The organism is Streptomyces sp. SAI-127 (assembly GCF_029894425.1).
Taxonomy (GTDB): domain Bacteria; phylum Actinomycetota; class Actinomycetes; order Streptomycetales; family Streptomycetaceae; genus Streptomyces.
In genome coordinates this window covers 7193379-7217428 of record NZ_JARXYJ010000001.1, presented here as the reverse complement: position 1 = coordinate 7217428, position 24050 = coordinate 7193379, and the positions used below count along the sequence as shown (strand labels likewise).

Annotated in this window: 22 protein-coding genes and 1 pseudogene; 10 read left to right on the top strand and 13 right to left on the bottom strand. The window is 70.2% G+C overall.

Annotated elements, in window-relative coordinates; genetic code table 11:
• Positions 1-15 precede the first annotated feature (15 nt).
• Positions 16-597 (top strand): TetR/AcrR family transcriptional regulator, encoded by a 582-nt coding sequence (locus M2157_RS33210; protein ID WP_057615327.1) that lies wholly within the window; start codon positions 16-18, stop codon positions 595-597.
• Positions 598-600: 3 nt separating this feature from the next.
• On the opposite strand, the gene M2157_RS33205 is transcribed toward M2157_RS33210, so the two are convergent.
• Together M2157_RS33205 and M2157_RS33200 are read right to left on the bottom strand one after the other, a co-directional pair.
• Positions 601-924, bottom strand: coding sequence for a YrdB family protein (locus M2157_RS33205; RefSeq protein ID WP_280857336.1), 324 nt, complete (start codon positions 922-924; stop codon positions 601-603).
• Between the two features lie 11 nt (positions 925-935).
• Positions 936-1325, bottom strand: a complete 390-nt coding sequence (locus M2157_RS33200) for a RidA family protein (protein ID WP_280857337.1) — start codon at positions 1323-1325, stop codon at positions 936-938.
• Positions 1326-1374: 49 nt separating this feature from the next.
• Between M2157_RS33200 and M2157_RS33195 the strand changes: the two are divergent.
• Positions 1375-2339 (top strand): annotated as a pseudogene (locus M2157_RS33195) (LysR family transcriptional regulator).
• A 74-nt stretch (positions 2340-2413) separates the two neighbouring features.
• Positions 2414-3661 carry a pyroglutamyl peptidase gene (locus M2157_RS33190; protein WP_280867045.1) on the top strand — a complete coding sequence of 416 codons (1248 nt, stop codon included), beginning with the start codon at positions 2414-2416 and terminating at the stop codon, positions 3659-3661.
• Here M2157_RS33190 and M2157_RS33185 read toward each other — a convergent pair.
• From M2157_RS33185 to M2157_RS33175, 3 genes are read right to left on the bottom strand one after another with little or no spacing between them, the layout of a single operon-like run.
• Complete coding sequence (locus M2157_RS33185) at positions 3609-4091, bottom strand: GNAT family N-acetyltransferase (RefSeq protein ID WP_280867044.1); 483 nt, start codon at positions 4089-4091, stop codon at positions 3609-3611. The genes M2157_RS33190 and M2157_RS33185 overlap by 53 nt on opposite strands.
• Positions 4075-4887 (bottom strand): EI24 domain-containing protein, encoded by an 813-nt coding sequence (locus tag M2157_RS33180; protein ID WP_280867043.1) that lies wholly within the window; start codon positions 4885-4887, stop codon positions 4075-4077. The genes M2157_RS33185 and M2157_RS33180 overlap by 17 nt, the downstream gene beginning before the upstream one ends.
• Positions 4888-4911: 24 nt before the next feature.
• The gene (locus tag M2157_RS33175; protein WP_280867042.1) at positions 4912-5775 is read right to left on the bottom strand and encodes a hypothetical protein; all 864 of its coding nucleotides are present in this window, start codon (positions 5773-5775) and stop codon (positions 4912-4914) included.
• A 175-nt stretch (positions 5776-5950) separates the two neighbouring features.
• On the opposite strand from M2157_RS33175, the gene M2157_RS33170 reads away from it, so the two are divergent.
• Both M2157_RS33170 and M2157_RS33165 read left to right on the top strand, forming a co-directional pair.
• On the top strand, positions 5951-8476 hold the full coding sequence (locus M2157_RS33170) for a M14 family zinc carboxypeptidase (protein ID WP_280867041.1): 2526 nt from the start codon (positions 5951-5953) through the stop codon (positions 8474-8476).
• A 15-nt stretch (positions 8477-8491) separates the two neighbouring features.
• Complete coding sequence (locus M2157_RS33165) at positions 8492-9643, top strand: serine hydrolase domain-containing protein (RefSeq protein WP_280867040.1); 1152 nt, start codon at positions 8492-8494, stop codon at positions 9641-9643.
• Positions 9644-9718: 75 nt separating this feature from the next.
• On the opposite strand, the gene M2157_RS33160 is transcribed toward M2157_RS33165, so the two are convergent.
• On the bottom strand, positions 9719-10138 hold the full coding sequence (locus M2157_RS33160; RefSeq protein ID WP_280867039.1) for an organic hydroperoxide resistance protein: 420 nt from the start codon (positions 10136-10138) through the stop codon (positions 9719-9721).
• Positions 10139-10234: 96 nt separating this feature from the next.
• Complete coding sequence (locus M2157_RS33155; protein ID WP_280867038.1) at positions 10235-11233, bottom strand: NADP-dependent oxidoreductase; 999 nt, start codon at positions 11231-11233, stop codon at positions 10235-10237.
• Between the two features lie 91 nt (positions 11234-11324).
• Between M2157_RS33155 and M2157_RS33150 the strand changes: the two genes are divergently transcribed.
• On the top strand, positions 11325-11759 hold the full coding sequence (locus M2157_RS33150) for a MarR family transcriptional regulator (protein WP_069759237.1): 435 nt from the start codon (positions 11325-11327) through the stop codon (positions 11757-11759).
• A 40-nt stretch (positions 11760-11799) separates the two neighbouring features.
• Here the strand turns inward: M2157_RS33150 and M2157_RS33145 are convergent, their stop codons facing one another.
• The 6 genes from M2157_RS33145 to M2157_RS33120 all read right to left on the bottom strand — a co-directional run bounded on the left by M2157_RS33145 (position 11800) and on the right by M2157_RS33120 (position 19061).
• Positions 11800-12963, bottom strand: coding sequence for a hypothetical protein (locus M2157_RS33145; RefSeq protein WP_280867037.1), 1164 nt, complete (start codon positions 12961-12963; stop codon positions 11800-11802).
• 145 nt (positions 12964-13108) lie between these two features.
• Positions 13109-14140: a galactofuranose ABC transporter, permease protein YjfF gene (yjfF, locus tag M2157_RS33140; protein ID WP_280867036.1), complete on the bottom strand. Its 1032-nt coding sequence runs from the start codon at positions 14138-14140 to the stop codon at positions 13109-13111.
• On the bottom strand, positions 14140-15225 hold the full coding sequence (locus M2157_RS33135; protein WP_280867035.1) for an ABC transporter permease: 1086 nt from the start codon (positions 15223-15225) through the stop codon (positions 14140-14142). Before M2157_RS33135 ends, yjfF begins: the two co-directional genes overlap by 1 nt.
• Positions 15222-16760, bottom strand: a complete 1539-nt coding sequence (locus M2157_RS33130) for a sugar ABC transporter ATP-binding protein (protein WP_280867034.1) — start codon at positions 16758-16760, stop codon at positions 15222-15224. Before M2157_RS33130 ends, M2157_RS33135 begins: the two co-directional genes overlap by 4 nt.
• 162 nt (positions 16761-16922) lie before the next feature.
• Positions 16923-17924: an ABC transporter substrate-binding protein gene (locus tag M2157_RS33125; protein ID WP_280857351.1), complete on the bottom strand. Its 1002-nt coding sequence runs from the start codon at positions 17922-17924 to the stop codon at positions 16923-16925.
• A 117-nt stretch (positions 17925-18041) separates the two neighbouring features.
• Complete coding sequence (locus tag M2157_RS33120) at positions 18042-19061, bottom strand: LacI family DNA-binding transcriptional regulator (RefSeq protein WP_280857352.1); 1020 nt, start codon at positions 19059-19061, stop codon at positions 18042-18044.
• A gap of 467 nt (positions 19062-19528) precedes the next feature.
• Between M2157_RS33120 and M2157_RS33115 the strand changes: the two genes are divergently transcribed.
• From M2157_RS33115 to chvE, 4 genes are all read left to right on the top strand, one after another.
• Positions 19529-20689, top strand: a complete 1161-nt coding sequence (locus tag M2157_RS33115; protein WP_280857353.1) for a mandelate racemase/muconate lactonizing enzyme family protein — start codon at positions 19529-19531, stop codon at positions 20687-20689.
• Entirely contained in the window at positions 20686-21690 is a 1005-nt protein-coding gene (locus M2157_RS33110; protein WP_280857354.1) for an alcohol dehydrogenase catalytic domain-containing protein, read from the top strand. Before M2157_RS33115 ends, M2157_RS33110 begins: the two co-directional genes overlap by 4 nt.
• A gap of 121 nt (positions 21691-21811) precedes the next feature.
• The gene (locus tag M2157_RS33105; protein ID WP_280857355.1) at positions 21812-22780 is read left to right on the top strand and encodes a hypothetical protein; all 969 of its coding nucleotides are present in this window, start codon (positions 21812-21814) and stop codon (positions 22778-22780) included.
• 147 nt (positions 22781-22927) lie between these two features.
• On the top strand, positions 22928-24034 hold the full coding sequence (gene chvE, locus M2157_RS33100) for a multiple monosaccharide ABC transporter substrate-binding protein (RefSeq protein ID WP_280857356.1): 1107 nt from the start codon (positions 22928-22930) through the stop codon (positions 24032-24034).
• Positions 24035-24050: the final 16 nt, after the last annotated feature.

Here is a 24050-nt window from a genome sequence, read left to right as displayed (position 1 = left end):
ATTCAGCCTCCCGGGATGTCGTACGGTGACGCCATGAACGCCAGGACCAGAAGCGAGGAGCGCCGGGCCGAGATCGTCCGGGCGGCCCTGGAGGTCATCGCCGAGCGCGGCTACCGGGGCGCGAGCCTGGCCGCGGTGGCCGAGCGGGTCGGGCTGACCCAGCAGGGGCTGCTGCACCACTTCCCGACGAAGGACGCGCTCCTCGTCGCGGTGCTGGAGGAGCGGGACAAGTGGGACGCGGTGCCCAACGGCAGCTGGCGGGTCGACCTGCTCGCCTCGCTCGTCGAGTACAACGCGATGCGGCCGGGGATCATCCAGACCTTCTCGGCGCTGCTCGGCGAGAGTGTGACGGAGGGGCATCCGGCGCGGGAGTACTTCACCGACCGCTACACCCGGGTGCGCGCGTCCATGACCGTGGCCCTGCGTGCCGAGTACGGCGACCGGCTGCCCAACGGGCTGAGCCCCGAACGCACCGCGCCGCTGCTGGTCGCGGTCATGGACGGCCTGCAGTACCAGTGGCTGCTGGACCCCGAGTCGGTGGACATGCCGGGGGCCTTCCGGGACTTTCTGCGACTGCTGGGCGAGACGGCGGAGTGAGGGTCACTGGCTCCAGGCGGCGGCAAGCGTCTTGCTCACCACGCAGACGACGGCGAAGGCGAACGCCCAGACCTGGGCTCCGGCGGCGAACAGGGCGAGCGCGCCCGCCCCGAACCAGAACAGCTCGAAGCCGACGCGACCGGCGCCGCTCGTCCTGTACTTCGCGCGCGGTGAGCCGAACAGCGCCCACAGGGCGACGAGTACGGCGGGTGCGGCGAGGCCGAGCAGCCAGGACGCGCCGACGTCCTGGGTGAAACCCCAGTACGCGGCACCGGCCAGGGCGCCGAGCTCGATGAGGAAGAGAACACCCGAGTTGGCTGCCTTCATGGGCGGCAGTATCACCCGGCCCCCGGCACCGCCGCCACGATTTCGATCTCTATCCGTGCCTCCGGCCGGAAGAGCCGGGACACCTCGAAGGTCATGCTGGTGGGCGGGGTGCCGGTGAGGAACTCCCTTCGTACGGCGCCGTACTCCTCCAGCTCGGAGATGTCGGTGAGGTAGGTGCGGATGTTGATCACGTCGGCCAGACTCGCCCCGTGCGCCTCCAGCAGCGCGGCGAGGGTCTCGAAGACGCCGCGGGACTGTTCGGCGAGCGTGGCGCCCTCGGCGATCTGGCCGGAGACGAACAACAGGGCGCTGCCGTCGGCCTGTTGCACGCGGGCGACCTGGGAGTAGTAGGGGCTCAGCGGCTGGGGTGCGCCGGCGGGGTTGTCGAGGGTGATCTGCATGCCGTCGACGCTAGGTCCGCACTTGCGATGCGACAAGCGAATGTCCAGCATGGCTGCCATGCCGAACCCGCATCGCACCGTTCCTCCTCCCGACCTCGCCACCGTCTGGCTGCGGGTCTTCCTGGAGGTCGCCCGGCACGAGTCGTTCACCGTGGCCGCGCGCACCCTGGGCTGGACGCAGTCGGCGGTGTCCCGGCAGATCTCCTCGCTGGAGGCGGCGCTGGGCGGGGCGCCGCTGTTCGACCGGCTGCCGCGGGGCGTACGGCTGACGGAGGCCGGCAGGGTCCTCGTGCCGTACGCGCAGACCGTCACCGGAGCGCTGCACGCAGCCGCGCGCGAACTGGCCGCGCTGCGTGAAGTGGCGGGCGGGCGAATGCGGTTCGGGGCGTTCCCGACCGCGGACGCGGCGCTGATCCCGCACGCCCTCGGCGCCTTCCGCACCCGCCATCCCGGTGTGCGGGTCACCCGCGAGGAGGGACTCACGCCGGCACTCCTCGACCGGCTCACCGAGGGGCGGCTGGATCTCGCGGTCGTCTCCACGACGGGCGGCGCACCGCTGTCGGCGTACGAACTGCGCCATCTGCTCGACGAGTCGCTGTACGTCGCCGTCCCGGCCGGACATCCGCTGGTGGGCGAGGGCGCCGGCCCGGTGCGGCTCGGGCGGCTCGCGGACGCCGACTGGATCTCCGGGAGCCCACGCCCCGAGGGGACGCCCTCGACGCGGCTCTGCGGCAGGGCTTCCGGCCGCGGATCGCGCATGTCGTCGGCGAGTGGACCGCCAAGCAGGGGTACGTCGCCGCGGGGCTCGGCGTGACACTGGTCCCGGCGCTCGCCGCGGAGTCCGTGCGGCCGGACGTCGCGCTGCTGCCGGTGCTCGACGAGGGTGCTCCGGCGCGGGCGGTGTACGCGGCGGTGCTGCGGGGGCGGTCGCCCTCGCCGCCGGTGGAGGCGTTCGTCGGGGCACTGCGGGAGGCGGCGGGGCGGATTCCCGGTACCTCGGCCCCCATGGCGTAGACCACTTCCGTCACGCGATACTGCCGTCGTCCGGCACCACTCGCGCCCCCCACCACGGAAGGACCTGAACTCCCTTGACTTCCCTACGTGTTCGGATCGGCATCCTCGGACTGGCCCTGTTGGCGGGATCGGCGGCACCCGCGAGCCCGGCTGCGGCCGCGGCCGCGCCCCCACCCACGGTGGAGGAGCAGCGGCTCGACCGGGCCGTGCCACGGGAGATCCTCGAACGGTCCGGATTCGACACCGTGCCGCTCCGCTTCACGCGGGCGCTCGGAACGGCGCGTTCCTACGCGGAGGCGCGGAAGGTCGTCGTACGGCAGGGGTCCGCGCTGTGGAAGCGGGCCGTCGACCGGGCGCAGGGGCGGGGGCCGGCGGGTGGGGATCTGAGCCGGGACGACGATCGGCCCCTGTACTGGGCGCGGTTGGGGATGACCCGTGAAGTGCGCACCTGGGAGCCGTCCTTCGGGCTCTCCGAGGGACAACGTGCCGCACTGCTGAACGAGTTGGAGCGGACCTCGCGGGGGCAGACCGGTGTGCGGTATCCGGGCGGGGAACGGCTGAAGCGGGTCATGGTGACCGGGTTCGATCCGTTCACGCTGGACCGGGACATACGGATCTCGAATCCGTCGGGGGCGAGTGCGCTCGCGCTCGACGGGACGGTGATCGAGACGGCGGAGGGTCCTGCGCGGGTGGAGACCGTCGTCTTTCCCGTGCGGTGGCAGGACTTCACGGACCGGACCGTGGAGCGGGCGCTGCGGCCGTATCTGAAGAAGGTGGATCTCTTCACGACCGTGAGTCAGGGGCGGGTGGGGCGGTTCGACGTCGAGCGGACCAACGGGGCCTGGCGGGGCGGCTTTCCGGACAACGACAACGTCGGGGTGACGGGGGTGGTGCCGGTTCGGGATCCGGCCTCGCAACCGCAGTGGACGACGACGACGCTGCCGTACAAGGCGATCGTGGACGCGGACACCGGGCGTTTTCCCGTCTACGACAACACGAGCGTGACCGAGATCCCGGCGGGCGGGACCGTGCCTGTCGTACGGGCGGACGGGCCGACCGCGGGGTCCACTGCGCGGGCCGGGGGCGGCGGGAACTATCTCTCCAACGAGATCGCCTACCGGGTCACGCTGCTGCGGGACCGCCTCGGACTGCACGACGTGCTGCCGGGTGGGCATGTGCACACGCCTGTGCTGGAGTTCGGGGCCGGAAACACGGATCCCGCGACGGGGGCGGTGACCGATCCGGGGTTCGTGAAGAACCGGCTGGACATCATCGCGCAGGTCCGGGCGATTCTGGTGGTGGCGGTGGAGAAGGCCACTTGAGGTAGGTCGCCGTCTCGGTGAAGCCCAGGCGGCGGTAGAAGTCGGCGGCCCTGCGCGTCGGTACGGTCATCTCCACGTCCTGGGCGTGCCGCGCGCGGTCCTGCATGGCCCGGACGAGCCGGGAGCCCGTGCCGCGGCCGCGCAGGGGCGTGGCCACGGCGAGTTCGAGGAGTTCGAGGAGCGTGCCGCCCGCGAACAGGGTCGGCATCCGGACCGCGTAGGCGTAGCCGATCACCTGGGTGTTCCGCTCCGCCACCAGGAACTCGGCACGGCCTTCGGCGGCCGCCCGCAGCACCTCGGGAAAGGTGACGGTCGTGAAGCGGTCGGGGTCGGGACGGTAGGTGGTCGCGAAGCCGGCGAGGAGCCGGAAGACGGCGTCCGCGTCCGAGGCGGTCGCCGGGCGGACCGTCGGCTCAGGTGGCGAGCCCATCGGACACCGTCTCCTCGTCGGCCTCGTCCGACTCGTCCTCCCCGTCCCGGGTCTCCTCCCCCAGCAGTTCCCGTGCCATCAGCGTCGCCCCCGCCACCGCGCCCGGCATCAGGAACACCGCGACGAAGGGGACCACGAAGGCCAGGGCCAGGGGGGTGCCGAAGCCCCAGATGAGGGTTTTGCGGGAGCGGAGGAGGGTGAGGCGGGCCCGGAGGTCGACGCCTCGGCGCTGGAGGGCCACCGCGGTGAGCTCCTCGGTGAGGAAGAAGCCCGTCACGAAGAAGCCGATCACCGGGACCACGGTCTGGCCGACCACGGGGATGAACCCCAGGGCGAAGAGCAGGACCGCCCACAGGACGGCCCGGACGACGATGCGGAGGCTGTCCCTCGCCGAGATCCACAGCTCGCGCCAGAGCGGGAGGCCGGACTCGGGGGCCGTGCCGTCCGGGGAGACGTCCCGGTCGACCTTCTCCGAGAGGTTCTCGTAGAAGGGCTGGCCTATCAGGAGGGTGACCGCCGTGAAGGTCAGGACCGCGAGGAGAAGGGCCAGCGCGAACAGGACCACCGTGAGGAAGCCCCGGAACAGGCCCTGCCACGGGCTCGACCAGTCGTCGGCGAACGGCGTCGCCCAGGACACGAAGTCCTCGCCCCAGGTGGCCAGGGCGACCAGCGCCGCCACATACAGCACCAGGGTGATCAGGCCCGGGATCAGGCCGAAACCGTACTGCTTGCCGTGCCGGGCCACCCACCGCTGGCCCTTCAGGAGATAGTGGAAGCCCGCCCCGAGATCACGCATGTCCCGAACCCTATCGGGTGCCCGTCAGGCCGGGGATACGGCCACCACCACCCCCTGTTCCGCCGCCGGCGACACCGCCGCCGACACCCTGACCGCCACCGCCCGTGCCACGCTGCCCGCGTGGGAGGCCGCGGCCATCAGCGCGGGCTGGAGCCGCTCCAGTCCGGACACGAACAGCTCCTCCCCGGCGATCAGCACCGGCCGGGCCGCCTTCGCCGTGGCCGCCGCCGCTTCGGTGAGGTCGGCGAGGGGCGGGAGCGTCGCCCGTACGGCCCCCGCACCGGCGGCGGCCGCGCGTTCGGCCAGGGTCACCTGCAAGGGCAGCAGCGGGGCCAGCGCCGCCGTCAACGCATCGGCTATCCGCCGGAGTTCGGGCGTCGAGTCGCGCAGGACCCCGGTCGCCGAGCGGATCAGGGGAGTCAGGGCCAGGAGTGTCCCCGCGGCCAGACCGGCCGCCGCGGGGAGCAACGGGGAGGTCGCCTCGACCAGTTCGCCCAGCGCGGTCGCGAACTCCTCCACCGCTGGCTCCACCGCGTCCAGGACGGGCAGCAGACTGTCGCCCAGCGCCGCCAGCAGCGCCCGCGCCGGTTCGCTCACCGGGTGCACGGCCAGCGGGGCGCCGGTGGTGCCGAGCCGGGTGAGGGTGTCGACGATCCGGTAGAACGCCTCCTGGGCCTGCGGGGACGCGCTCGCCTCGGCCAGTTCCGCCGTCGTCTCGCGCAGGACACGCAGCACCTCCGGGCCCGAACCGTCCCTGGGGTCGAAGGTGTTGATCGCGATCCTGGTGATGTTCTGGGCCGTGTCCAGGAGCTGGCCGGTGATGTCGGTGGTGTTCCGTGCCATGCGCAGTACTTCGTCCCTGCTGGGGAGCGAAGGGATCGTCGCCATGGGCCTCTCCTGTGGACTCGCTCGCCGCCCGCTTCCGCCGCACTCAGCATGCCCCGTCCGGGCACCCGAGTTGCGCCATCCGTGGCATCCGCGCCACGAACTCCCTCTTGTTGCGGTTGAGTCGAACGGGTACATCTCGCCGTACCGATCTCAGGAAGCCCCTCAGGAGGTACGCGTGCACACCACGAGAACCGTTCCTGCGAGACCCGTCCTGCTCATCGCCCTCACCGGCTCGCTGCTGCTCACCCCGAACAGCGCGAGCGCCGACCCCGAGCCCCCCACCCGCGAGAGCGCCGGCGACCATGGCGTGGCCCGGGCCCCGGAGAGCGCCACCCTGCGGGCGCTCACCGCCCCTACCACCGGCTTCACGGACACCACCCGGGGCTATCCCCGCGAGCAGGTCCTCACCCCCGACCCCGTGAACCCGGCGGACAAGTCCGTCAAGCTGGGTCTCACCCCCTATCACGCGATCGCCCCGAGGCTGAACGCCCTTCAGCGGCTGGGCGACCGGGTGAGCGTCGAGGTCGCGGGGCGTTCGGCGGGCGGGCACCGGCTCTACCTGGTCACCGTGACCGCCCCGGAGACCACCGCCCAGGCCCGCGCCCAGGAGCGGATGCGCGAGCTGATCGAGAACGCGCCCGCGAGCGCCGCCAAGTCAGGGGAGATCAGGGCCGGTTACAAGGCGCCCGTCTTCTTCAACAACAACATCCACGGCAACGAGTGGGAGGGCACGGACGCCTCCCTGAAGCTCATTGAGCAGCTCGCGACCGCTGAGGACGCACGCACGAAGAGCCTTCTCGCCCACTCCCGCCTGTACTTCAACATCACCGCGAACCCCGACGGCCGTATCGCCGGAACCCGCGCGAACGCGGGCGGCTTCGACCTGAACCGGGATTTCGTGACCGCCTCGCAGCCCGAGGTGCGGGCGATGCGGCAGATCGAGATCGACAAGCAGCCCGCCGTGATGCTCGACCTGCACGGGTACGTCAACGGCACGCTCATCGAGCCCACCACTCCCCCGCACGGCGAGAACTACGAGTACGACCTCTTCCTGAAGAACACCTACGCCAACGCCCTGGGCATGGAGGCCGCCGTCAACGGCCTCGGCTACACACCCGCGCAGGACGGTGTCGAGCCTGCGCAGATCCCCTTCCGGGACCAGGAGGAGGGCTGGGACGACTGGCCGCCGATCTTCACCCCGCAGTACGCGGCCTTCCACGGCACGGTCGCCGCGCACACGGTCGAGATCCCGCTGGCCGTCAACAACTCCCTCTACGACAGCCTGCCCGTCGCGGAGCTGCGGCGCCGGTCCGCGATCAACACGACCGTGGCGGGCGCCGCCATCAGGGCGACGCTCGACTTCGTGCAGGAGAAGCGCACGTCGCTGATCGCCGACCAGATCGAGGTCTTCCGGCGCGGGGCGGCGGGGGCCGCACAGGTGCCGGTGTCCGAGGAGACGGTCCCCGGGGTGCCGGGCATCGGGCCCGAGGACGTGTACACCACGGACTTCCCCCGCGCGTACGTGATTCCCTCGGGCTCGACGGCCGCCGCCCGGCTCGTCGACCACCTTCTCGCCAACGACGTCCGCGTCAGCCGCGCGAGTCGCGACCTGCGGCTCGGCGGACGGACGTATCCGAAGGGCTCGTACGTCGTCGACATGCGCCAGCCGAAGCGGGGCCTGGCGAACGTGCTGCTCGCGGACGGGCGGGACATCAGCGACAAGGTCTCGGTGATGTACGACATCTCGGGCTGGAGCCTGGGCCGGCTGTGGGGCGCGACGGTCACGCCGGTGACGACGGGGAGCCTCGCCGGTGCGCCGCTGAGGCGCGTCCGGGCCGCCGCGCCCGTGGGTCGTCTCGCCCCGCGCGGCGATCTGCGGCTGCGGCTGACCGACCCGCAGGAGATCGCGGCGCTCAACTCGCTGCTCCGGCAGGGCGTTCCGGTACGGCGGGCCGCCGACGGCAGTGCGATCGTGCCCGCGTCGGCGCGGAAGCCTGCCGCCGAAGCCGCTCGCACCTACGACGTCGTCCTCGACACGACCCGGCAGACCGGCACGGCCGCACTGCACCGCACACGCGTGGCCGCCGCCGTGACTCCCGGCGAGCTGTTCGCGCTGCGGGAGATGAACTTCGAGGTCACCCCGGTCTCGACGGCCGTCCTGAACGCCGGTTTCGACTGGTCGTCGGTGGACGTGCTGTTCGTGTCGGCGGGGCTGGACCGCGACGCCCTCACCACCGGGGCCCGCACGGCCCTGGACGCCTTCCTGGGCGCCGGGCACGGGCTCGTCGGCCGCGGGGTCGCCGGGGCCGAACTGAGCGCGGCCACGGGGCTGCTGGCCGCGAAGCCGGTGGAGGGCAACGGGGACGCCAACGGCGTGGTGCGCGTGGTGAACTCGGGTCCGGTGACGGCCGGGGCCCCGGACCACGGGTTCGTCTACGCGCCGGTCTGGTTCACCGATCTCGGGCCCGGGGTGCGGGTGGAACAGTCGTACGCCACCGGCGCTCCGCTGGTCTCCGGGCACTGGCGGCCCCTGCCGGACGGCTCCGGCGGGCCCGCCGCCGCGGCCGGGCAGGCCTCGGTCGTCAGCGGCCAAAGGGCCGTTCTGTTCGGCACCGAGCCTCTCTTCAGGGATCATCCGAAGGGGGAGTTCGCCCAGGTCGGGCGGGCATTGTTCACCATGGCACACGCGAGCAGCGGCTGAGGTTGAGGAGAGCGGATGACGCAGGAGATCCACGGCACCGTCGCGGACGGCTTCGAGGCGGTGCGCGAGCAGTTCGCCGCCTTCGTGGCGGGCGAACGGCCCGACTACGAGGGGCAGTTGAGCGCGTATGTGCACGGTCGGCGGGTCGTCGACCTGTGGGCGGGCGAGGGCGTCGGACCGGACTCCCTCTACGGCGTGTTCTCGTCGACCAAGGGTGCCGCCCATCTGGTGGCCGCGCTCCTGGTCCAGGAGGGCACGCTGGAGCTGGACCGCAAAGTGACCTATTACTGGCCGGAGTTCGGGGCCGAGGGCAAGGGCCAGCTGACGCTGCGCGATCTGCTGGCGCACCGGGCCGGGGTGATCGGGCTGGACGCCGGGTTCAGCGCGCAGGAGCTGACGGACGACCGGGCGGTGGCGGAACGGCTCGCGGACCAGAAGCCGTTCTGGCGCCCCGGCACGGCGTTCGGGTATCACGCGCTCGTGATCGGCGCGCTCAGCGGTGAGATCGTGCGCCGGGCGACCGGCCGTTCGCTCCAGGAGGTGTACGAGGAGCGGATCCGGGCGCCGTACGGGCTGGACTTCCACCTGGGGCTGCCCGAGGCGCTGGAACCCCGCTACCGCTCCGTGCAGCCGATGGCCCCGACCGCCGAGCAGCAGGCCCTGCTGGACGCGGCGCTGACAGGTCCGCACAGCCTGGCCGCGATCGCCTTCAACCAGCAGGTGCCGGACCCGGGTGACCTGGTGGGCTACGCCAACTCCCGTGCCGTACGGGCGAAGGGGCCGGCGTCGGCGGGCGGAGTGGCGGCCGCCCGCGGGCTGGCCGGGATGTACGCGGCGGCGATCAGCGAAGTCGCCGACCGGCCGCCCCTGTTGAAGCCGGACACCATCGCCGAGGTGGGCCAGATCCAGTCGATCGGCTACGACCTGGTGGCCCGCGCCCACAAGTCCTACGGCCTGGGCTTCCAGGCCACGGCCGACATGTGGTACCCCTTCCTCGGTGCCGGCGCCTTCGGCCACAGCGGCGCCGGTGGCTCCCAGGCCTTCGCCGATCCCCGCAGTGGCCTGGCCTACGGCTACACCCGCCGCCGGATGGCGTTCCCGGGAGGGGCGGCGCCGGAGAACGAGCGGTTCGTGCGGGCCGTACACCAGGCGGCGTTGGCCGTATGAGCCGTAGGGCATGAGCAAAGGCGGCACCCCACGTCCAGGAGTGCCGCCTTTGCCCTGTACGACCAACGAGCTCCGTCAGGTGAGCGTCACGGAGATGTTCCCGCGGGTCGCCTTCGAGTACGGGCAGACCTGGTGGGCCTTCTCAAGGAGGGCCCGGGCCGTGGCCGCGTCGAGGTTCGGGAGGGTCGCCGAGATCTCGACGATCAGCCCGAAGCCGTCGGTGTTCTTGCCGATGCCGACCTTCGCGGTGACCGTCGAGCCGGAGATGTCGGCCTTCTCCTGGCGGGCGACGACGCCGAGGGCGCCCTGGAAGCAGGCGCTGTACCCGGCGGCGAAGAGCTGCTCCGGGTTGGTGCCGCTGCCGCTGCCGCCCATCTCTTTGGGCGGGTCGACGACCACGTCGAGCCTGCCGTCGTCGGTGGCGACACGGCCGTCGCGGCCGTTCTCGGCGGTGGCGACGGCCGTGTAGAGGACATCGGTCTGCTGGATGGACATGCGGTTGTCTTCCTCCTCGGTCCACCGCGACTCGCGCCCACGATCGACGGCGGAATTCGGAAAGAAGTTACCGCATGCCGGAAATCCAGCACAGGGCTACAGCTTGACGATCATCTTTCCGGTGTTGTCGCCGCGCAGGACCCCGAGGAACGCCTCCAGGTTGTTCTCGATGCCCTCGACGACCGTCTCGCGGTACTTGAGCTGCCCGGACGCCACCCACGGGCCGACCTCGGAGACGAACTCCGACTGGAGGTCGTAGTGGTCGCCGACCAGGAAGCCCTCGATGCGGCCGCGGGTCTGGATCAGCCGGGCGAGGTTGCGCGGGCCGGGAGCGGCCTCGGTGTTGTTGTAGACGGAGATCATGCCGCAGACCGCGATCCGGCCACCCTGATTGAGGGACCCGATGGCGGCCTCCAGGTGGTCACCGCCGACGTTGTCGAAGTAGACGTCGACGCCGTCCGGGGCCGCCTCGCGCAGCTGGTCGCCGACCTTGCCGCTCTTGTAGTTGAAGGCCGCGTCGAAGCCGTACTCCTCGACGAGCAGCTTGACCTTCTCGTCCGAGCCGGCGGAGCCGATGACCCGGGAGGCACCCTTGAGCTTGGCGATCTGGCCGACCTGGCTGCCGACGGCACCCGCGGCGCCGGAGACGAAGACCGAGTCACCCTCCTTGAAGGAGGCGGTGCGCAGGAGGCCGGCGTAGGCGGTGAGGCCGGTCATGCCGAGGACGCCGAGGTACGTCGAAAGGGGCGCGGCGTCCGCGTCCACCTTGACGGCGTTCTCGGCGCGTACGACCGCGTACTCGCGCCAGCCGAGGAAGTGCAGGACGTGGTCACCGACGGCGATGCCCTCGGCGTTGGACTCGACGACCTCGCCGACCGCTCCGCCCTGCATGACCTTGCCGAGCTCGAAGGGGGCGACGTACGACTTCGCGGCGCTCATGCGGCCGCGCATGTACGGGTCGACGGAGAGGTACTTGTTCCGGACCAGCACCTGGCCCTCACCGGGGGTCGGGACCTCGGCTTCGACCAGGGCGAAGTCCTCCGGCTTGGGCCAGCCGACCGGGCGGGACAGGAGGTGCCATTCGCGGTTGATCATGATGCCTGGACCTTTCCATTTACTTCAGTACCTTAAACAACCATGCCCCTGAATATTTCAGGTTGTCAAGTAAAGGGGTACCCTGGATCCCATGCCCACTCCTCACAAGACCCGGCCCGACGCGCTGACCATGGAAGTCGTGGAGCTCATCGGGGACGTGGTGGCCCGCTTCTACTCGGACTACGAGGACGCGGCCGCGGAGCACCTCCTCACCGGGGCGCAGGCGCGGCTTTTGAGTCTGCTGTCCCTCGAGCCGCTGCCCATGCGCAAGCTGGCCCAGAAACTGAAGTGCGAGCCGTCGAACGTCACCGGGATAGTGGACCGTCTTGAGGCACGCGGGCTCGTGGAGCGGCGGCCCGACCCCGCGGACCGGCGCGTCAAGGTGGCGGCGGCGACGGAGGCGGGGGTCCAGGTGGCCCGGGAGCTGCGGGAGGGCCTGCGGTTCGCACGGGAGCCGCTGGCCGGGCTGTCGCAGGGGGAGCGGGAGTCACTGCGGGATCTGTTGCGGCGGATGCGGGACGCGTAGGCGTGGCTTTCGGAGCCTTCGCTTCACTTGAGCGAAGGTCTCAGGTGCACCACCAGAGGAAGCGTTCGCAGTCCGTCGGGGACGGGGCCGGGCTCGGGGCCGCGGTGGTGGGGGTGGCGGTGGGGGCCGAGCCGCCGCTCGTGGACGTGGCTGTCGCGGTGGGGGTCGACGCACCGGAGGCCTTGGTGGGCGCCGACTCGGCGTCGGGGCTCTTGCTCGCGTCGGCGTCCTCGCTCTTGGACGCGGAGGGCGACGGGGACTCGGAGACCTTCGGGGAGGGCGATCCCGAAGGGACGGTTCCGCTGGAGTCGGCCGCCGTCGACGCCGACTCGCTCGCCTCCGGGGAGGCGCCACCCTCGGCCGATTCCCCGCCCGCCGCGGCCGGCTTGGGGGAAGACCCGGGGGCGTCCATGCCCAGCTCCGCGAGGCTCAGACCGCCGGCCGCGAGCACGAACCCGGCGGCGACCAGCAGGGTCCGGCGGCGGCGCCTGCGGTGGGCTGCCGCTTTGCGGTCGCGCCGGCTGGCTCCGCCGGTGGGGTCGTCGTCCTCGTCCTCGTCGTACTCGTCGGCGTGCGCGTCCTCGGGTTCCGCGGAGGGGGCGGGACCGTCGGCACTCTCCGCACTCCGGCCGCGCGCGCGCCGCCGCGAGGCCCGGCCACCGGTCGGCTCCGCCGCGACCTCGGCCACGCCATCGCTCCCGTCGGCCTCGACGCCGGCATCACTCCCGGTCGAGCCGTAGCCCGCCCCGGCCTCCGCCGACCGACCACCTGCAGGATCGCCCGCGGCGCTACGACCGTCCCCGCCGTACGCCATGCCACCGTGATCGCCGGCGTCGTGCGCCACACCACCCGGGCCGTACGAGGTGGGGCCGTGCCCGTCTCCGCCGTACGGCGTGACCTCGTCGCCACCTCCGCCGTACTGAGAAGTCGCACCCGTGCCGTACGCCCCGGCCATCCCCTGGCCGCCGTACCCACCCGTCCCGCTCGCGTACGCGCCCGCGTGGGCGTCCCCCGCGAGGGAAGGGCCGCCGTACTGCTCCTCGGCTCCGTACGTCGCGTACGCCGGGGTCACCGAAGGCTCCTGCGGCTGGGCCTGGGCCGGTACGCGGTGGGCGTACGCGCGTAGCTCTTCGATCGAGGTGCCGCACCCCGGGCAGGCGAGGGCGCCGTTGAGGTGCCGTCGGCACGGGAGGCAGAAGTCCATGACGCGGGAAGATTAAGTTCCCAACCGGTGGCGTTCCTAGAGCCAGCCGTGAAGGTTGTGTGGGGAACCGGCCGTTCCGGCGCGGCGGGTCGAGGATGTTCCACTCCCATCGCGTCGAAACCGACATCGCCGGTTCCCCGTCGGCTCAGGTTTTCCTACGGGTCGTCATCACGCGCTGGATCAGGATGAACGCGCAGAGCAGCACACCGGTGGCGATCTTCGTCCACCAGGAGCTGAGCGTGCCCTCGAACTGGATGATGCTCTTGATCAGGCCGAGGACGAGGACGCCGAAGAGGGTGCCCAGGACATAGCCGGAGCCGCCCGTCAGCAGGGTGCCGCCGATGACCACCGCGGCGATCGCGTCGAGTTCCATGCCCACGGCGTGCAGCGGGTCACCGGACTGGATGTAGAGCATGAAGAGCAGGCCGGCCAGCGCGGAGCAGAAGCCGCTCATCGTGTAGACCGCGATCTTCGTGCCGCCCAGCGGGAGACCCATCAGCAGGGCCGACTGCTCGTTGCCGCCGATGGCGTACACCCGGCGTCCGAAACGCGTGTAGTGGAGGACGTAGAAGGCCGCGGCCAGGACGACCAGGGCGACGACGGCGCCGATCGACAAGTCGCCCACGCCGAGCGGCACCCGTGTCTGCGCGAGGCTGCTCACGTCGGAGTCGTCGATGGCGATCGACTCCTTGCTGATGACCAGGCACAGGCCCCGGAAGAGGAAGAGCCCGGCGAGCGTCACGATGAACGGCTGGATCTCGAAGTTGTGGATCACATAGCCCATGAGGAAGCCGCCGAACGCTCCCACGGCCAGGGATATGGGGATCACCAGGAGCAGGGGCAGGCCCACGTCCTGTACCAGCCACGCCGTCAGCATCGTCGTGAAGCCGATCACCGAGCCCACCGACAGGTCGATGCCGCCCGACATGATGACGAAGGTGGCCCCGACGGCGGCGACCAGCAGATAGCCGTTGTCGATGAACAGGTTGAGGAACACCTGCGAGTCGCCGAAGCCGTAGTTCTGGTAGCGGCTGAGGCCGACGATGTACATCACGAGGAACAGGCCGGCCGTGACCAGGACGGGCAGCCGTCGGTCGCCGAGCAGGCGGGCGGACCTGGACGTCGTACGACGCTCCGGCGCGCCCGGTGTCGCGGGAGTCCTGGTGGTCGTACTCATCACGACACCTCCATCTTGGGAGCGGAGTCGGCGGGCTCGGCGACCGCGGCGGGCGCTGCCGGGCCCGCGGTCTTCGCGCGGCCGCCGAAGACCTTGGCGCGGAACTTCGGGGACTGGAGCAGGCACACGACGATGACGACGGCTGCCTTGAAGACCAGGTTGGTCTGGGTGGGAACGCCGATGGTGTAGATCGTCGTCGTGAGGGTCTGGATGACCAGGGCGCCGACGACCGTGCCGCCGATGGAGAAGCGTCCGCCGAGCAGCGAGGTGCCGCCGATGACGACGGCGAGGATCGCGTCGAGTTCGATCCACAGGCCGGCGTTGTTGCCGTCCGCGGCCGAGGTGTTGGAGCTGATCATCAGGCCCGCGATGCCCGCGCACACCGCGCAGAACACGTACACCATGATCTTGATGCGCATCGACCGGATGCCCACCAGACGGCTGGCCTCGGCGTTGCCGCCCACCGACTCGACGAGCAGGCCGAGGGCCGTGCGGCGGGTCAGCAGGACGGTGACGGCCACGACCGCGGCCACCACGAAGATGGAGAAGGGCAGCGTCAGCCAGTAGCCGCCGCCGATGAGCTTGTACGGCTCGCTGTTGATGGTGATGATCTGGCCGTCGGTGATCAGCTGGGCGACACCGCGGCCGGCGACCATGATGATGAGGGTCGCGATGATGGGCTGGATGCCCATCCTGGCGACGAGGAAGCCGTTCCACAGACCGCAGACCACCGCCGCGATCAGGCCGAGGCCCATCGCGAGGAGCACGGAGGACAGGGCGCCCTGGTCGGCCTGGTCGCTGATGTACGAACAGGTCAGGGCTCCGGTGATGGCGACCACGGCGCCGACCGAGAGGTCGATGCCGCCGGTGGCGATGACCAGGGTCATGCCGACCGCCACCAGGATCAGGGGCGAGCCGAACAGCACGATCGAGACGAGGCTGCCGTAGAGGTGGCCGTTCGTCATGTGGATCGCGAAGAAGTCGGGCGTGAAGGGAACGTTGACGAGCAGCAGGGCCACCAGGACCGCGACCGGCCAGAACAGGTGATGGTGTGTCAGTGCTCGCCAGCGGGAGGTGGTGGTCACTGGTGTTCTCCGCTCGCGATGGTCTCGAGGATCTTGCTGGGGGTGATCTCGGGCCCGTTGGTGAGCTGTGCCACCAGCTTGCGGTCGCGCAGCACCCCGATGGTGTGGCTGAGGCGGAGGACCTCCTCCAGCTCGGCCGCGATGTAGAGCACGGACATGCCGTCCTCGGAGAGGGAGACCACCAGCTTCTGGATCTCCGTCTTGGCGCCGATGTCGATGCCGCGCGTCGGCTCGTCCAGGATGAGCAGCTTCGGCTGGGTGATCAGCCAGCGGGCGAGAAGCACCTTTTGCTGGTTCCCGCCGCTCAACTGGCCGACCCTGGCTTCCGGGTTGGCGGGGCGGATGTCCAGCGCCTTGATGTACTTGGCGACGAGTTCGTCGCGCTGGGCGGTGGGGATGGGCCGGGTCCAGCCGCGGGCCGCCTGCAGGGCGAGGATGATGTTCTCACGGACCGTCAGATCCGGTACCAGGCCCTCCGTCTTGCGGTTCTCCGAGCAGAACGCGACCCCGGCGCCGATGGCGTCGTTGGGGGCGCTCATGGAGACCTGCTTGCCGCCGATGGTCACCGTGCCGCTGTCCGGCTGGTCGGCGCCGAAGAGCAGCCGGGCCAGTTCGGTACGGCCGGAGCCGAGCAGTCCCGCGAGGCCGACGACCTCGCCCTTCTTGATGTCCAGGTCGAAGGGGGCGATGCCGCCGGTCCTGCCGAGGCCCTCCGCCTTCATCAGCGACTCGCCCACGTCCGCGTGGAGTTGCTGGTCGTGCAGCTCCTCCAGCTGGTCCAGGGCCTTGCCGATCATCAGCTCGATCAGTCCGACCTGGTCGAGGTCGCGGACCATGTGCTCGCCGACCAGGGTGCCGTTGCGCAGGACGGTCATGCGGTCGCAGATCTCGTAGATCTGGTCGAGGAAGTGGGAGACGAAGAGGATCGCCACGCCCTCGTCCCTCAACTGCCGCATCAGGCGGAACAGTTCGAGGACCTCGTCACGGTCGAGGCTGGAGGTCGGCTCGTCCAGGACCAGGACCTTGGTGCCGGAGCCCTCGCCGTCGCTGTCGCCGGTGCCCACCGACCGTACGATCGCGACCAGTTGCTGAACGGCCAGGGGGTACGAGGACAGCGGTGCGGTGACGTCGATGTCCAGACCGAGGCGGTCGACGAGCTCCGCGGCCTCCTTGCGCATGCGCTTCCACTGGATGCGGCCCGCGCGGGTGGGTTCGCGTCCGATGAAGATGTTCTCCGCCACCGACAGGTTGGGGCAGAGGTTGACCTCCTGGTAGACCGTGCTGATGCCGGCGTGCTGCGCCTGCAGCGGGCTGCCGATCCGCACGGCCTTGCCGTCGAGGGTGATGGTGCCGCCGTCCAGGGAGTAGACCCCGGTCAGCACCTTGATCAGGGTGGACTTCCCTGCCCCGTTCTCGCCCATCAGGGCGTGGATCTCGCCGGGGAAGAGCCGGAAGTCGACGCCCGACAGAGCCCTTACCCCCGGAAACTCTTTGACTATGCCCGTCATCTCCAGGACGGGCTGCGGCTCTGCCATGGCAGCGCTCCTCATGGACTCATCGAATCTCGTTCACGGCCCGCGGGGAGCCTCCTTGAGCCGAGCTGTGCTCGGCCTGCCGGAGGCTCCCTGCCGGTGGGTGCGGTCGGTCGGTACCGCGGTCGGTCGGTACGTGCGGTCGGTCAGTACCTGCGCGGTCGCTCAGTACTTGCGGCTGGGGAGCGCGGCCTTGGCCTGGTCCTGCATGAAGTCGCCCTCCTTGGTCTTGATCCAGCGCTCGACCGACTCGCCGTTCTTGACCTTCTTCACGACGTCCATCAGCTGCGGGCCGAGCAGCGGGTTGCACTCGACGATGGCGTTGATCTTGCCTTCGGACATGGCCACGAAGCCGTCCTTCACGCCGTCGATCGAGACGATCAGGATGTCCTTGCCGGGCTTCTTGCCCGCCGCCTCGATGGACTGGATGGCGCCGATGGCCATGTCGTCGTTGTGCGCGAAGAGGACGTTGATGTCCGGGTTGGACTGCAGGAAGGCCGCCATGACCTGCTTGCCGCCGGCGCGGGTGAAGTCACCGGTCTGGCTGACGACGATCTTCCAGTCGTCCTTGTGCTCGGCGTCCATGACCTCCTTGAAGCCCTTGGCGCGCTCGATGGCGGGGGCGGCACCGGTGGTGCCCTCCAGCTGGGCGATCTTCACGGCGCCCTTGTGACCGGCCGTCGTCAGGACCTTCTCCAGGATCCTGGCGGCGCGGCGGCCCTCGTCGGTGAAGTCGGAGCCCACCAGGGTGACGTAGAGGGAGTCGTCGGAGGTCTCGACGGAGCGGTCGGTGAGGACCACCGGGATCTTCGCGGACTTGGCCTCCTTGAGCACCGCGTCCCAGCCGGTGACGACGACCGGGGAGAAGGCGATGACGTCCACCTTCTGCGCGATGTAGCTGCGGATGGCGGAGATCTGGTTCTCCTGCTTCTGCTGGGCGTCGGAGAACTTCAGGTTGTAACCCGCCTCCTTGGCCGCGGACTTCACCGAGTCGGTGTTGGCGCTGCGCCAGCCGCTCTCGGAGCCGACCTGGGAGAAGCCGAGGGTGATCGCCTTGCTGCCGTCGGAGGAGGTGCTGGAACCCTTGTCCTCCTTGGCGCAGGCCGCCAGGGTGCCGGCCGCCGCCACGCCGATCGCCGCAGTGAGGAAGTTCCTTCTGTTGAGCATGTTCTTCTCCTTTGAAGAGCCAGGACCGATCGCACTGCGTCCAGCCTGTCGATCATTATTCGAAATATCGGTCACACTGGTGTGCGAATGTTGCCGATTGGTGCTGCTTGGTGCGCGTCAGTCGGGTGCGGTGCTGGCCCGGACGACGAGTTGGGGTTCGATGGCGACTCCGGGCGCCCCGGAGGGGGCCCGGCCCTCGATGAGATCCAGCAGCAGGGCGATGCTCCGCTTGCCCACCGTCGCGAAGTCCTGCCGGACGGTGGTGAGCGGTGGAGCGAAGAACTCCGATTCCGGGATGTCGTCGAAGCCGACCACCGCGACGTCCTGGGGAGTGCGTACGCCCGCCTCCCGCAGCGCCCGCAACACCCCCAGCGCCATCTGGTCGTTGGCGACGAAGACGGCGGTCAGTCCGCGGCCCACCCAGCCGGCCAGTTCCTGGCCCGCACGATAGCCCGACAGCGGACTCCAGTCCCCCCGCAGCGGCAGCGGCGGCTCGACGCCCGCCGCTTCGAGGGTCGCCCGCCAGCCGGCGGCCCGGTCGGCGGCCTCCTGCCAGTCCTCGGGTCCGGCGAGATGCCAGACCGTGCGGTGACCGGCGGCCAGCAGATGACTGGTGGCCAGCCGCCCGCCCAGCCACTGGTCCACGTTGACGCTGGGGATCTCCGCGCCGGAGCCGGTCCCCACGGCCACCACCGGGAAGGGATGGCGGAGTTCGGCGAGAGCCTCGACCGCCGACCGCTGCGGGGCGATGGCGATCACCCCCTCCACCCCGCCCTCACTGAGGTGGTCCAGGGCCTCGGAGAGGGTCTCCACCGCGAGCTTGCGCAGGCTGACCGTGGAGACGGTGTACCCCTTGGCGCGCGCCGCCTCCTCCAGCGCGAACAGCGTGCTGGCGGGTCCGTAGAGGGTGGTGTTGGAGGCGACCACACCCAGGGTCCGGGTGCGCCGGGTCGCCAGGGCCCGTGCCGAGGAGTTGCGGCGGTAACCCATCTCCTCGATCGCACGCAGCACCTTGGCACGCGTCTCGTCCCGCACATTGGGGTGGTCCCCCAGGACACGGGAGACGGTCTGGTGGGACACCCCGGCCAGGCGTGCCACATCGGCCATGGTGGGTGGCCGGAGCTGTACGTGGTTCACGGCCGCACCTCCTTGGCGATCGTTTGTGGGCAGGTCCTGTGTCGTGGGCGGACGATTCCGCGCCGCCCGGGTCACTCCGGGGTTCCGGACAGCCCCGTGACATCGACCGGTGGGGCGGCTGGGAGCAGTGCCGACACGACGCTCGTACCTCCTTGGATGCCGGTGGGCACCGATCGGTGAATGCGGAGGTCATTGTGAGCGCTAACAATTCACGGCGGTCAAGAGGGCTGCAGCGGGAAGTGTCGTCACGGTTGAATAACGCCACCACCTGCGGGAGTTGAGGAGGGGGGCGGTTTCGCGTGGCCGTACACCCTCCATGTGCGGCCATGTGGGCGCAACATCTAAACCGTTACGCGTTCGACCACCCGACCCATTGACACTCCGACCGGGTCGTCCTTACGGTCGGGCCAGCATTTCGAACGTGAGCCGAAATTTCGAACAAGCTGAGAGCCTAGGGAGTAGCTGACGTGCGCATCACGGGAATCAGCACGCACGTGGTCGGGACGCCGTGGCGGAACCTGACCTACGTCCAGGTGCACACCGACGAGGGACTCACCGGAGTCGGCGAGACCCGCATGCTGGGCCACACCGACGCCCTGCTCGGCTATCTGCACGAGGCGAAGACCAACCACATTCTCGGGTCGGACCCGTTCGCTGTCGAGGACCTCGTCAAGCGTATGAAGTACGGCGACTACGGCCGGGCCGGCGAGATCGTGATGTCCGGTATCGCCGTGATCGAGATGGCCTGCTGGGACATCAAGGGCAAGGCCCTGGGGGTGCCCGTCTGGCAGCTGCTCGGCGGCAAGGTCACCGACAAGGTCAAGGCGTACGCCAACGGCTGGTACACCACCGAGCGGACCCCGGAGGCCTACCACAAGGCCGCCCAGGGGGTCATGGAGCGCGGCTACAAGGCGCTCAAGATCGACCCCTTCGGCACCGGGCACTTCGAGCTCGACCACGAGCAGAGCCTGTACGCCGTCTCGCTCATCGAGGCCGTCCGTGACGCCATCGGGCCGGACGCCGAGCTGATGCTGGAGATGCACGGCCGCTTCTCCCCCGCCACGGCCGTCCGCCTGGCCAAGGACCTCGCGCCCTTCAAGCCCGCCTGGCTCGAGGAGCCGGTGCCGCCGGAGAACCTGAAGGCGCTGGAGAAGGTCGCCGCCAAGGTGGACATGCCGGTCGCCACGGGTGAGCGGATCCACGACCGCATCGAGTTCCGCGAGCTCTTCGAGAGCCAGGCCGTGGACATCATCCAGCCCGACGTCGGCCACATCGGCGGCATCTGGGAGACCCGGAAGCTGGCCGCGACCGCCGAGACCCACTACATGCTGGTGGCGCCCCACAACGTGGGCGGGCCGGTCCTGACCGCCGCCTCCCTCCAGGTCGGCTTCACCGCGCCGAACTTCAAGATCCTGGAGCACTTCAACGACTTCGCCGACGCGGAGATCAAGAAGGTCGTCAAGGGCGCCCCGCAGGTCGTGGACGGCTACTTCCACCTCACCGACGCCCCCGGCCTCGGTGTCGAGCTGGACGTCGACGCCGCCGCCGAGTTCCCGCAGCAGCAGGCCCGGTTCGACCTGTGGGCCGACGGCTGGGAGCAGCGCAAGCCGAAGGGCGCCACGCAGTGAGCACCGCGGTCGTCATCGAGGCGCCCGGCGAGCACCGGCTCGTCGAGCACACCCCTCGTGAGCCCACCGCCGGCGAGGCGCTGGTCCGCGTCCACGCCGTCGGCATCTGCGGCAGCGACCGCGAGGTGTACCAGGGCAACCGGCCCGAGGGGTACGTCCGTTACCCGCTCACGCCCGGCCACGAGTGGTCCGGCACGGTCGAGGCGGTGGGCTCCGGGGTTCCGGCATCGCTCGTCGGCCGCAAGGTGGTGGGCGAGGGCTTCCGCAACTGCCAGGTCTGCGACCGCTGCCACGCGGGCGAGACCACGCTGTGCACGGCCGGCTACGAGGAGACGGGCTTCACCGAGCCCGGCGCCATGGCCGCCACCCTCACCCTGCCGGCCCGGCTGCTGCACGCCCTCCCGGACGACGCCGACCTGACGGCGGCCGCGCTCCTGGAACCCGCCGCCTGCATCGCCGCCGCCGCCCTCAAGGCGAACGCGCGGCCCGGCGAGCGGGTCGCCGTGGTGGGCACCGGGACGCTCGGGATGTTCGCCGTCCAGTTCCTGAAGGCAGGTTCGCCGTCGGAGCTGCTGGTGGTGGGCACCCGCCCGGACCGTGCGGAACTGTCGAGGACCTTCGGCGCCACCGACTTCCGCACCCGGGACCAGGAGCTGCCGGACGACTTCGACGTCGTCATCGAGACCGCCGGATCGGCGTCCGCCGCCAACACCGCCGCCTCGCTGCTCAGACGCGGTGGCCGGCTCGTCCTCACCGGCATCCCGGCCGCGGGCGCCGACGGACTCGACCCCACCGATCTCGTCGTACGGCAGCTGGAGGTGCACACCGTGTTCGGGGCGCCGCCGGACGCCTGGGCGCACACCGTGCGGGTCTTCGGAGCCGGGCTGCTCGATCCGCTGCCGCTCGTCACGCACGAGTTGCCGCTGGACGAGTTCCCCCAGGCCATCGAGCTGGTGGGGTCCGGCGACCCGAAGGTCGGGAAGGTCCTCCTGAGGCCATGACACACCGCTGAGCCGTACGCCGGTACGGGGTACCTGACGACTTCGTACCGGCGTACACCCAGAGCCTTGCGTACCCAGAGCCGCGAATGTCGTCCGAAATACCGAACATGAAGGACAGCTTGTGACCGAGACCACCGCCAGCGCGGCCCGACGACCCGGCGAGCGGGCACTCGCCGCGCTGGGCCTGAACGCGCCCGCCCTCGACCCCTCCGACGCGTCCCCGCACACCTTCCCCGGTGGCGGACGCTGGCGCACCGAGGTGCCCTCCGTGGAGGGCCCCGAGGCGCTCGGCGTTGTCCTCAAGGAGTCCTCGCGGCTCGACGTGCCGATCCACCGGATCAGCCAGGGCTCGGGCGTATGGATGCTCACCGACGCCGAGATCACCGAGATGGTGGAGGCGACGTCCGAACGTGACATCGAGCTCTGCCTGTTCACCGGGCCCCGCGGCACCTGGGACATCGGCGGCTCCACCCGCACCGACTCCCGCGGGGCCGGGCTGCGCGCCCGGGGCCACGACGCGGTCGCCGGGTGCGTCGAGGACGCCGTCCGCGCCACCGAACTCGGCGTGAAGTGCCTGCTCGTCGCCGACGAGGGTGTGCTGTGGACACTGCACCGGGCGCGGGCCACCGGGGTCATCCCGGCCGACACGACACTGAAGGTGTCGGCGCTGATCGGGCCGGTGAACCCGGCCGCGTACGCCGTGTACGAGAACCTCGGCGGCGACTCGATCAACGTGCCCAGCGATCTGACGCTCGATCACCTCACCGAGATCCGGCGGGTGTCGGCCGCCCCGATGGACATGTACATCGAGGCTCCCGACGATCTCGGCGGTTACGTGCGGATGTACGAGGTCGCCGAGCTGATCCGGCGCGGCGCGCCGCTCTATCTGAAGTTCGGCCTGTCGAAGGCCCCCGGGATCTACCCGTACGGGCATCACATGCGCGATCTCACGCTGTCCACCGCCAAGGAGAGAGTGCGGCGCGGACGGCTCGCCCTGGACCTGCTCGCACGGCACGGGGCGGACGGCGACATGGCGCCGCTCGGCTCCCGGCTGCCGGGCGCGCTGAAGCGGTTCGAAACGCCTGCATAACGTTCCGGACAACCCCCCTTCACAAAAGCCGACGCAATCGCACAGACTCCGACACAACCCAGCCTCTCCCGGTCGCTCCCCCGTACCGCCCCAGGCACCCGTACCGCCGGAACCGCACCCGGCCTCCCGACATCAAGGATGATGATCATGCGTACTCGTCGAGCCGCACTCACCGCCATAGCCGGCGCCGCCTCTCTCGCCCTCACCCTCACCGCCTGTGGCCAGGACAGCAAGGGCGGCAGCGAGGAGAGCGCGGGCAGCGCCAAGGGCGGCACGATCGGCATCGCGATGCCGACCAAGTCCTCCGAGCGCTGGATCGCCGACGGCAACAACGTCGTCAAGAACCTCCAGTCCAAGGGCTACAAGACCAAGCTGGTCTACGGCGAGGACGACCCCGACCAGCAGGTCTCCCAGATCGAGAACCTGATCACGCAGGGCGTCAAGGGCCTGATCGTCGCGGCCATCGACAACAAGTCGCTGAACAACGTGCTCCAGCAGGCCAAGGACGCCAAGATCCCGGTCATCGCCTACGACCGTCTGATCCTCGGCACGCCGAACGTCGACTACTACGCGTCGTTCGACAACACCAAGGTCGGTGAGCTGCAGGCCAGCTACATCGTCGACAAGCTCGGCCTGAAGAGCGGCAAGGGCCCCTTCAACATCGAGCTGTTCGCCGGCTCCAACGACGACAACAACACCAAGTACTTCTTCGGCGGCGCGATGAGCGTGCTGCAGCCGTACATCGACAGCAAGAAGCTCGTCGTCAAGTCCGGCCAGACCAAGATCAACCAGGTCACCACGCTGCGCTGGGACGGCGCCACCGCCCAGAAGCGCATGGAGGACATCCTCACCTCGACGTACGGCAGCGCCAAGGTCGACGCGGTCCTGTCGCCGTACGACGGCATCTCCATCGGTATCCTCGCCGCGCTGAAGTCGGACGGCTACGGCTCCGCGAGCAAGCCGCTGCCGGTCATCACCGGCCAGGACGCCGAGCTCGCCTCGGTGAAGTCGATCATCGCGGGTCAGCAGACGCAGACCGTCTACAAGGACACCCGCAAGCTCGCCGAGGTCGCCTCGACGATGGTGGACGACGTCCTCAACGGCAAGAAGCCCGAGGTCAACGACACCAAGACGTACGACAACGGCTCCAAGGTCGTCCCCGCCTACCTGCTGCAGCCGGTCAGCGTCGACAAGAGCAACTACACGAAGGAACTGGTCGACACCGGCTACTACAAGGCCAGCGAGCTCAACTAGTCAGCCCTGTCGGCAC

What these genes read in the sequence shown, in the direction of transcription:
- M2157_RS33210 (WP_057615327.1), top strand. Translation starts at nt 16, where the DNA reads ATGTCGTACGGTGACGCCATGAACGCCAGGACCAGAAGCGAGGAGCGC.
- M2157_RS33205 (WP_280857336.1), bottom strand. Translation starts at nt 924, where the DNA reads ATGAAGGCAGCCAACTCGGGTGTTCTCTTCCTCATCGAGCTCGGCGCC.
- M2157_RS33200 (WP_280857337.1), bottom strand. Translation starts at nt 1,325, where the DNA reads ATGCAGATCACCCTCGACAACCCCGCCGGCGCACCCCAGCCGCTGAGC.
- M2157_RS33185 (WP_280867044.1), bottom strand. Translation starts at nt 4,091, where the DNA reads ATGGGCTCGCCACCTGAGCCGACGGTCCGCCCGGCGACCGCCTCGGAC.
- M2157_RS33180 (WP_280867043.1), bottom strand. Translation starts at nt 4,887, where the DNA reads ATGCGTGATCTCGGGGCGGGCTTCCACTATCTCCTGAAGGGCCAGCGG.
- M2157_RS33175 (WP_280867042.1), bottom strand. Translation starts at nt 5,775, where the DNA reads ATGGCGACGATCCCTTCGCTCCCCAGCAGGGACGAAGTACTGCGCATG.
- M2157_RS33165 (WP_280867040.1), top strand. Translation starts at nt 8,492, where the DNA reads ATGACGCAGGAGATCCACGGCACCGTCGCGGACGGCTTCGAGGCGGTG.
- M2157_RS33160 (WP_280867039.1), bottom strand. Translation starts at nt 10,138, where the DNA reads ATGTCCATCCAGCAGACCGATGTCCTCTACACGGCCGTCGCCACCGCC.
- M2157_RS33155 (WP_280867038.1), bottom strand. Translation starts at nt 11,233, where the DNA reads ATGATCAACCGCGAATGGCACCTCCTGTCCCGCCCGGTCGGCTGGCCC.
- M2157_RS33150 (WP_069759237.1), top strand. Translation starts at nt 11,325, where the DNA reads ATGCCCACTCCTCACAAGACCCGGCCCGACGCGCTGACCATGGAAGTC.
- M2157_RS33145 (WP_280867037.1), bottom strand. Translation starts at nt 12,963, where the DNA reads ATGGACTTCTGCCTCCCGTGCCGACGGCACCTCAACGGCGCCCTCGCC.
- yjfF (WP_280867036.1), bottom strand. Translation starts at nt 14,140, where the DNA reads ATGAGTACGACCACCAGGACTCCCGCGACACCGGGCGCGCCGGAGCGT.
- M2157_RS33130 (WP_280867034.1), bottom strand. Translation starts at nt 16,760, where the DNA reads ATGGCAGAGCCGCAGCCCGTCCTGGAGATGACGGGCATAGTCAAAGAG.
- M2157_RS33125 (WP_280857351.1), bottom strand. Translation starts at nt 17,924, where the DNA reads ATGCTCAACAGAAGGAACTTCCTCACTGCGGCGATCGGCGTGGCGGCG.
- chvE (WP_280857356.1), top strand. Translation starts at nt 22,928, where the DNA reads ATGCGTACTCGTCGAGCCGCACTCACCGCCATAGCCGGCGCCGCCTCT.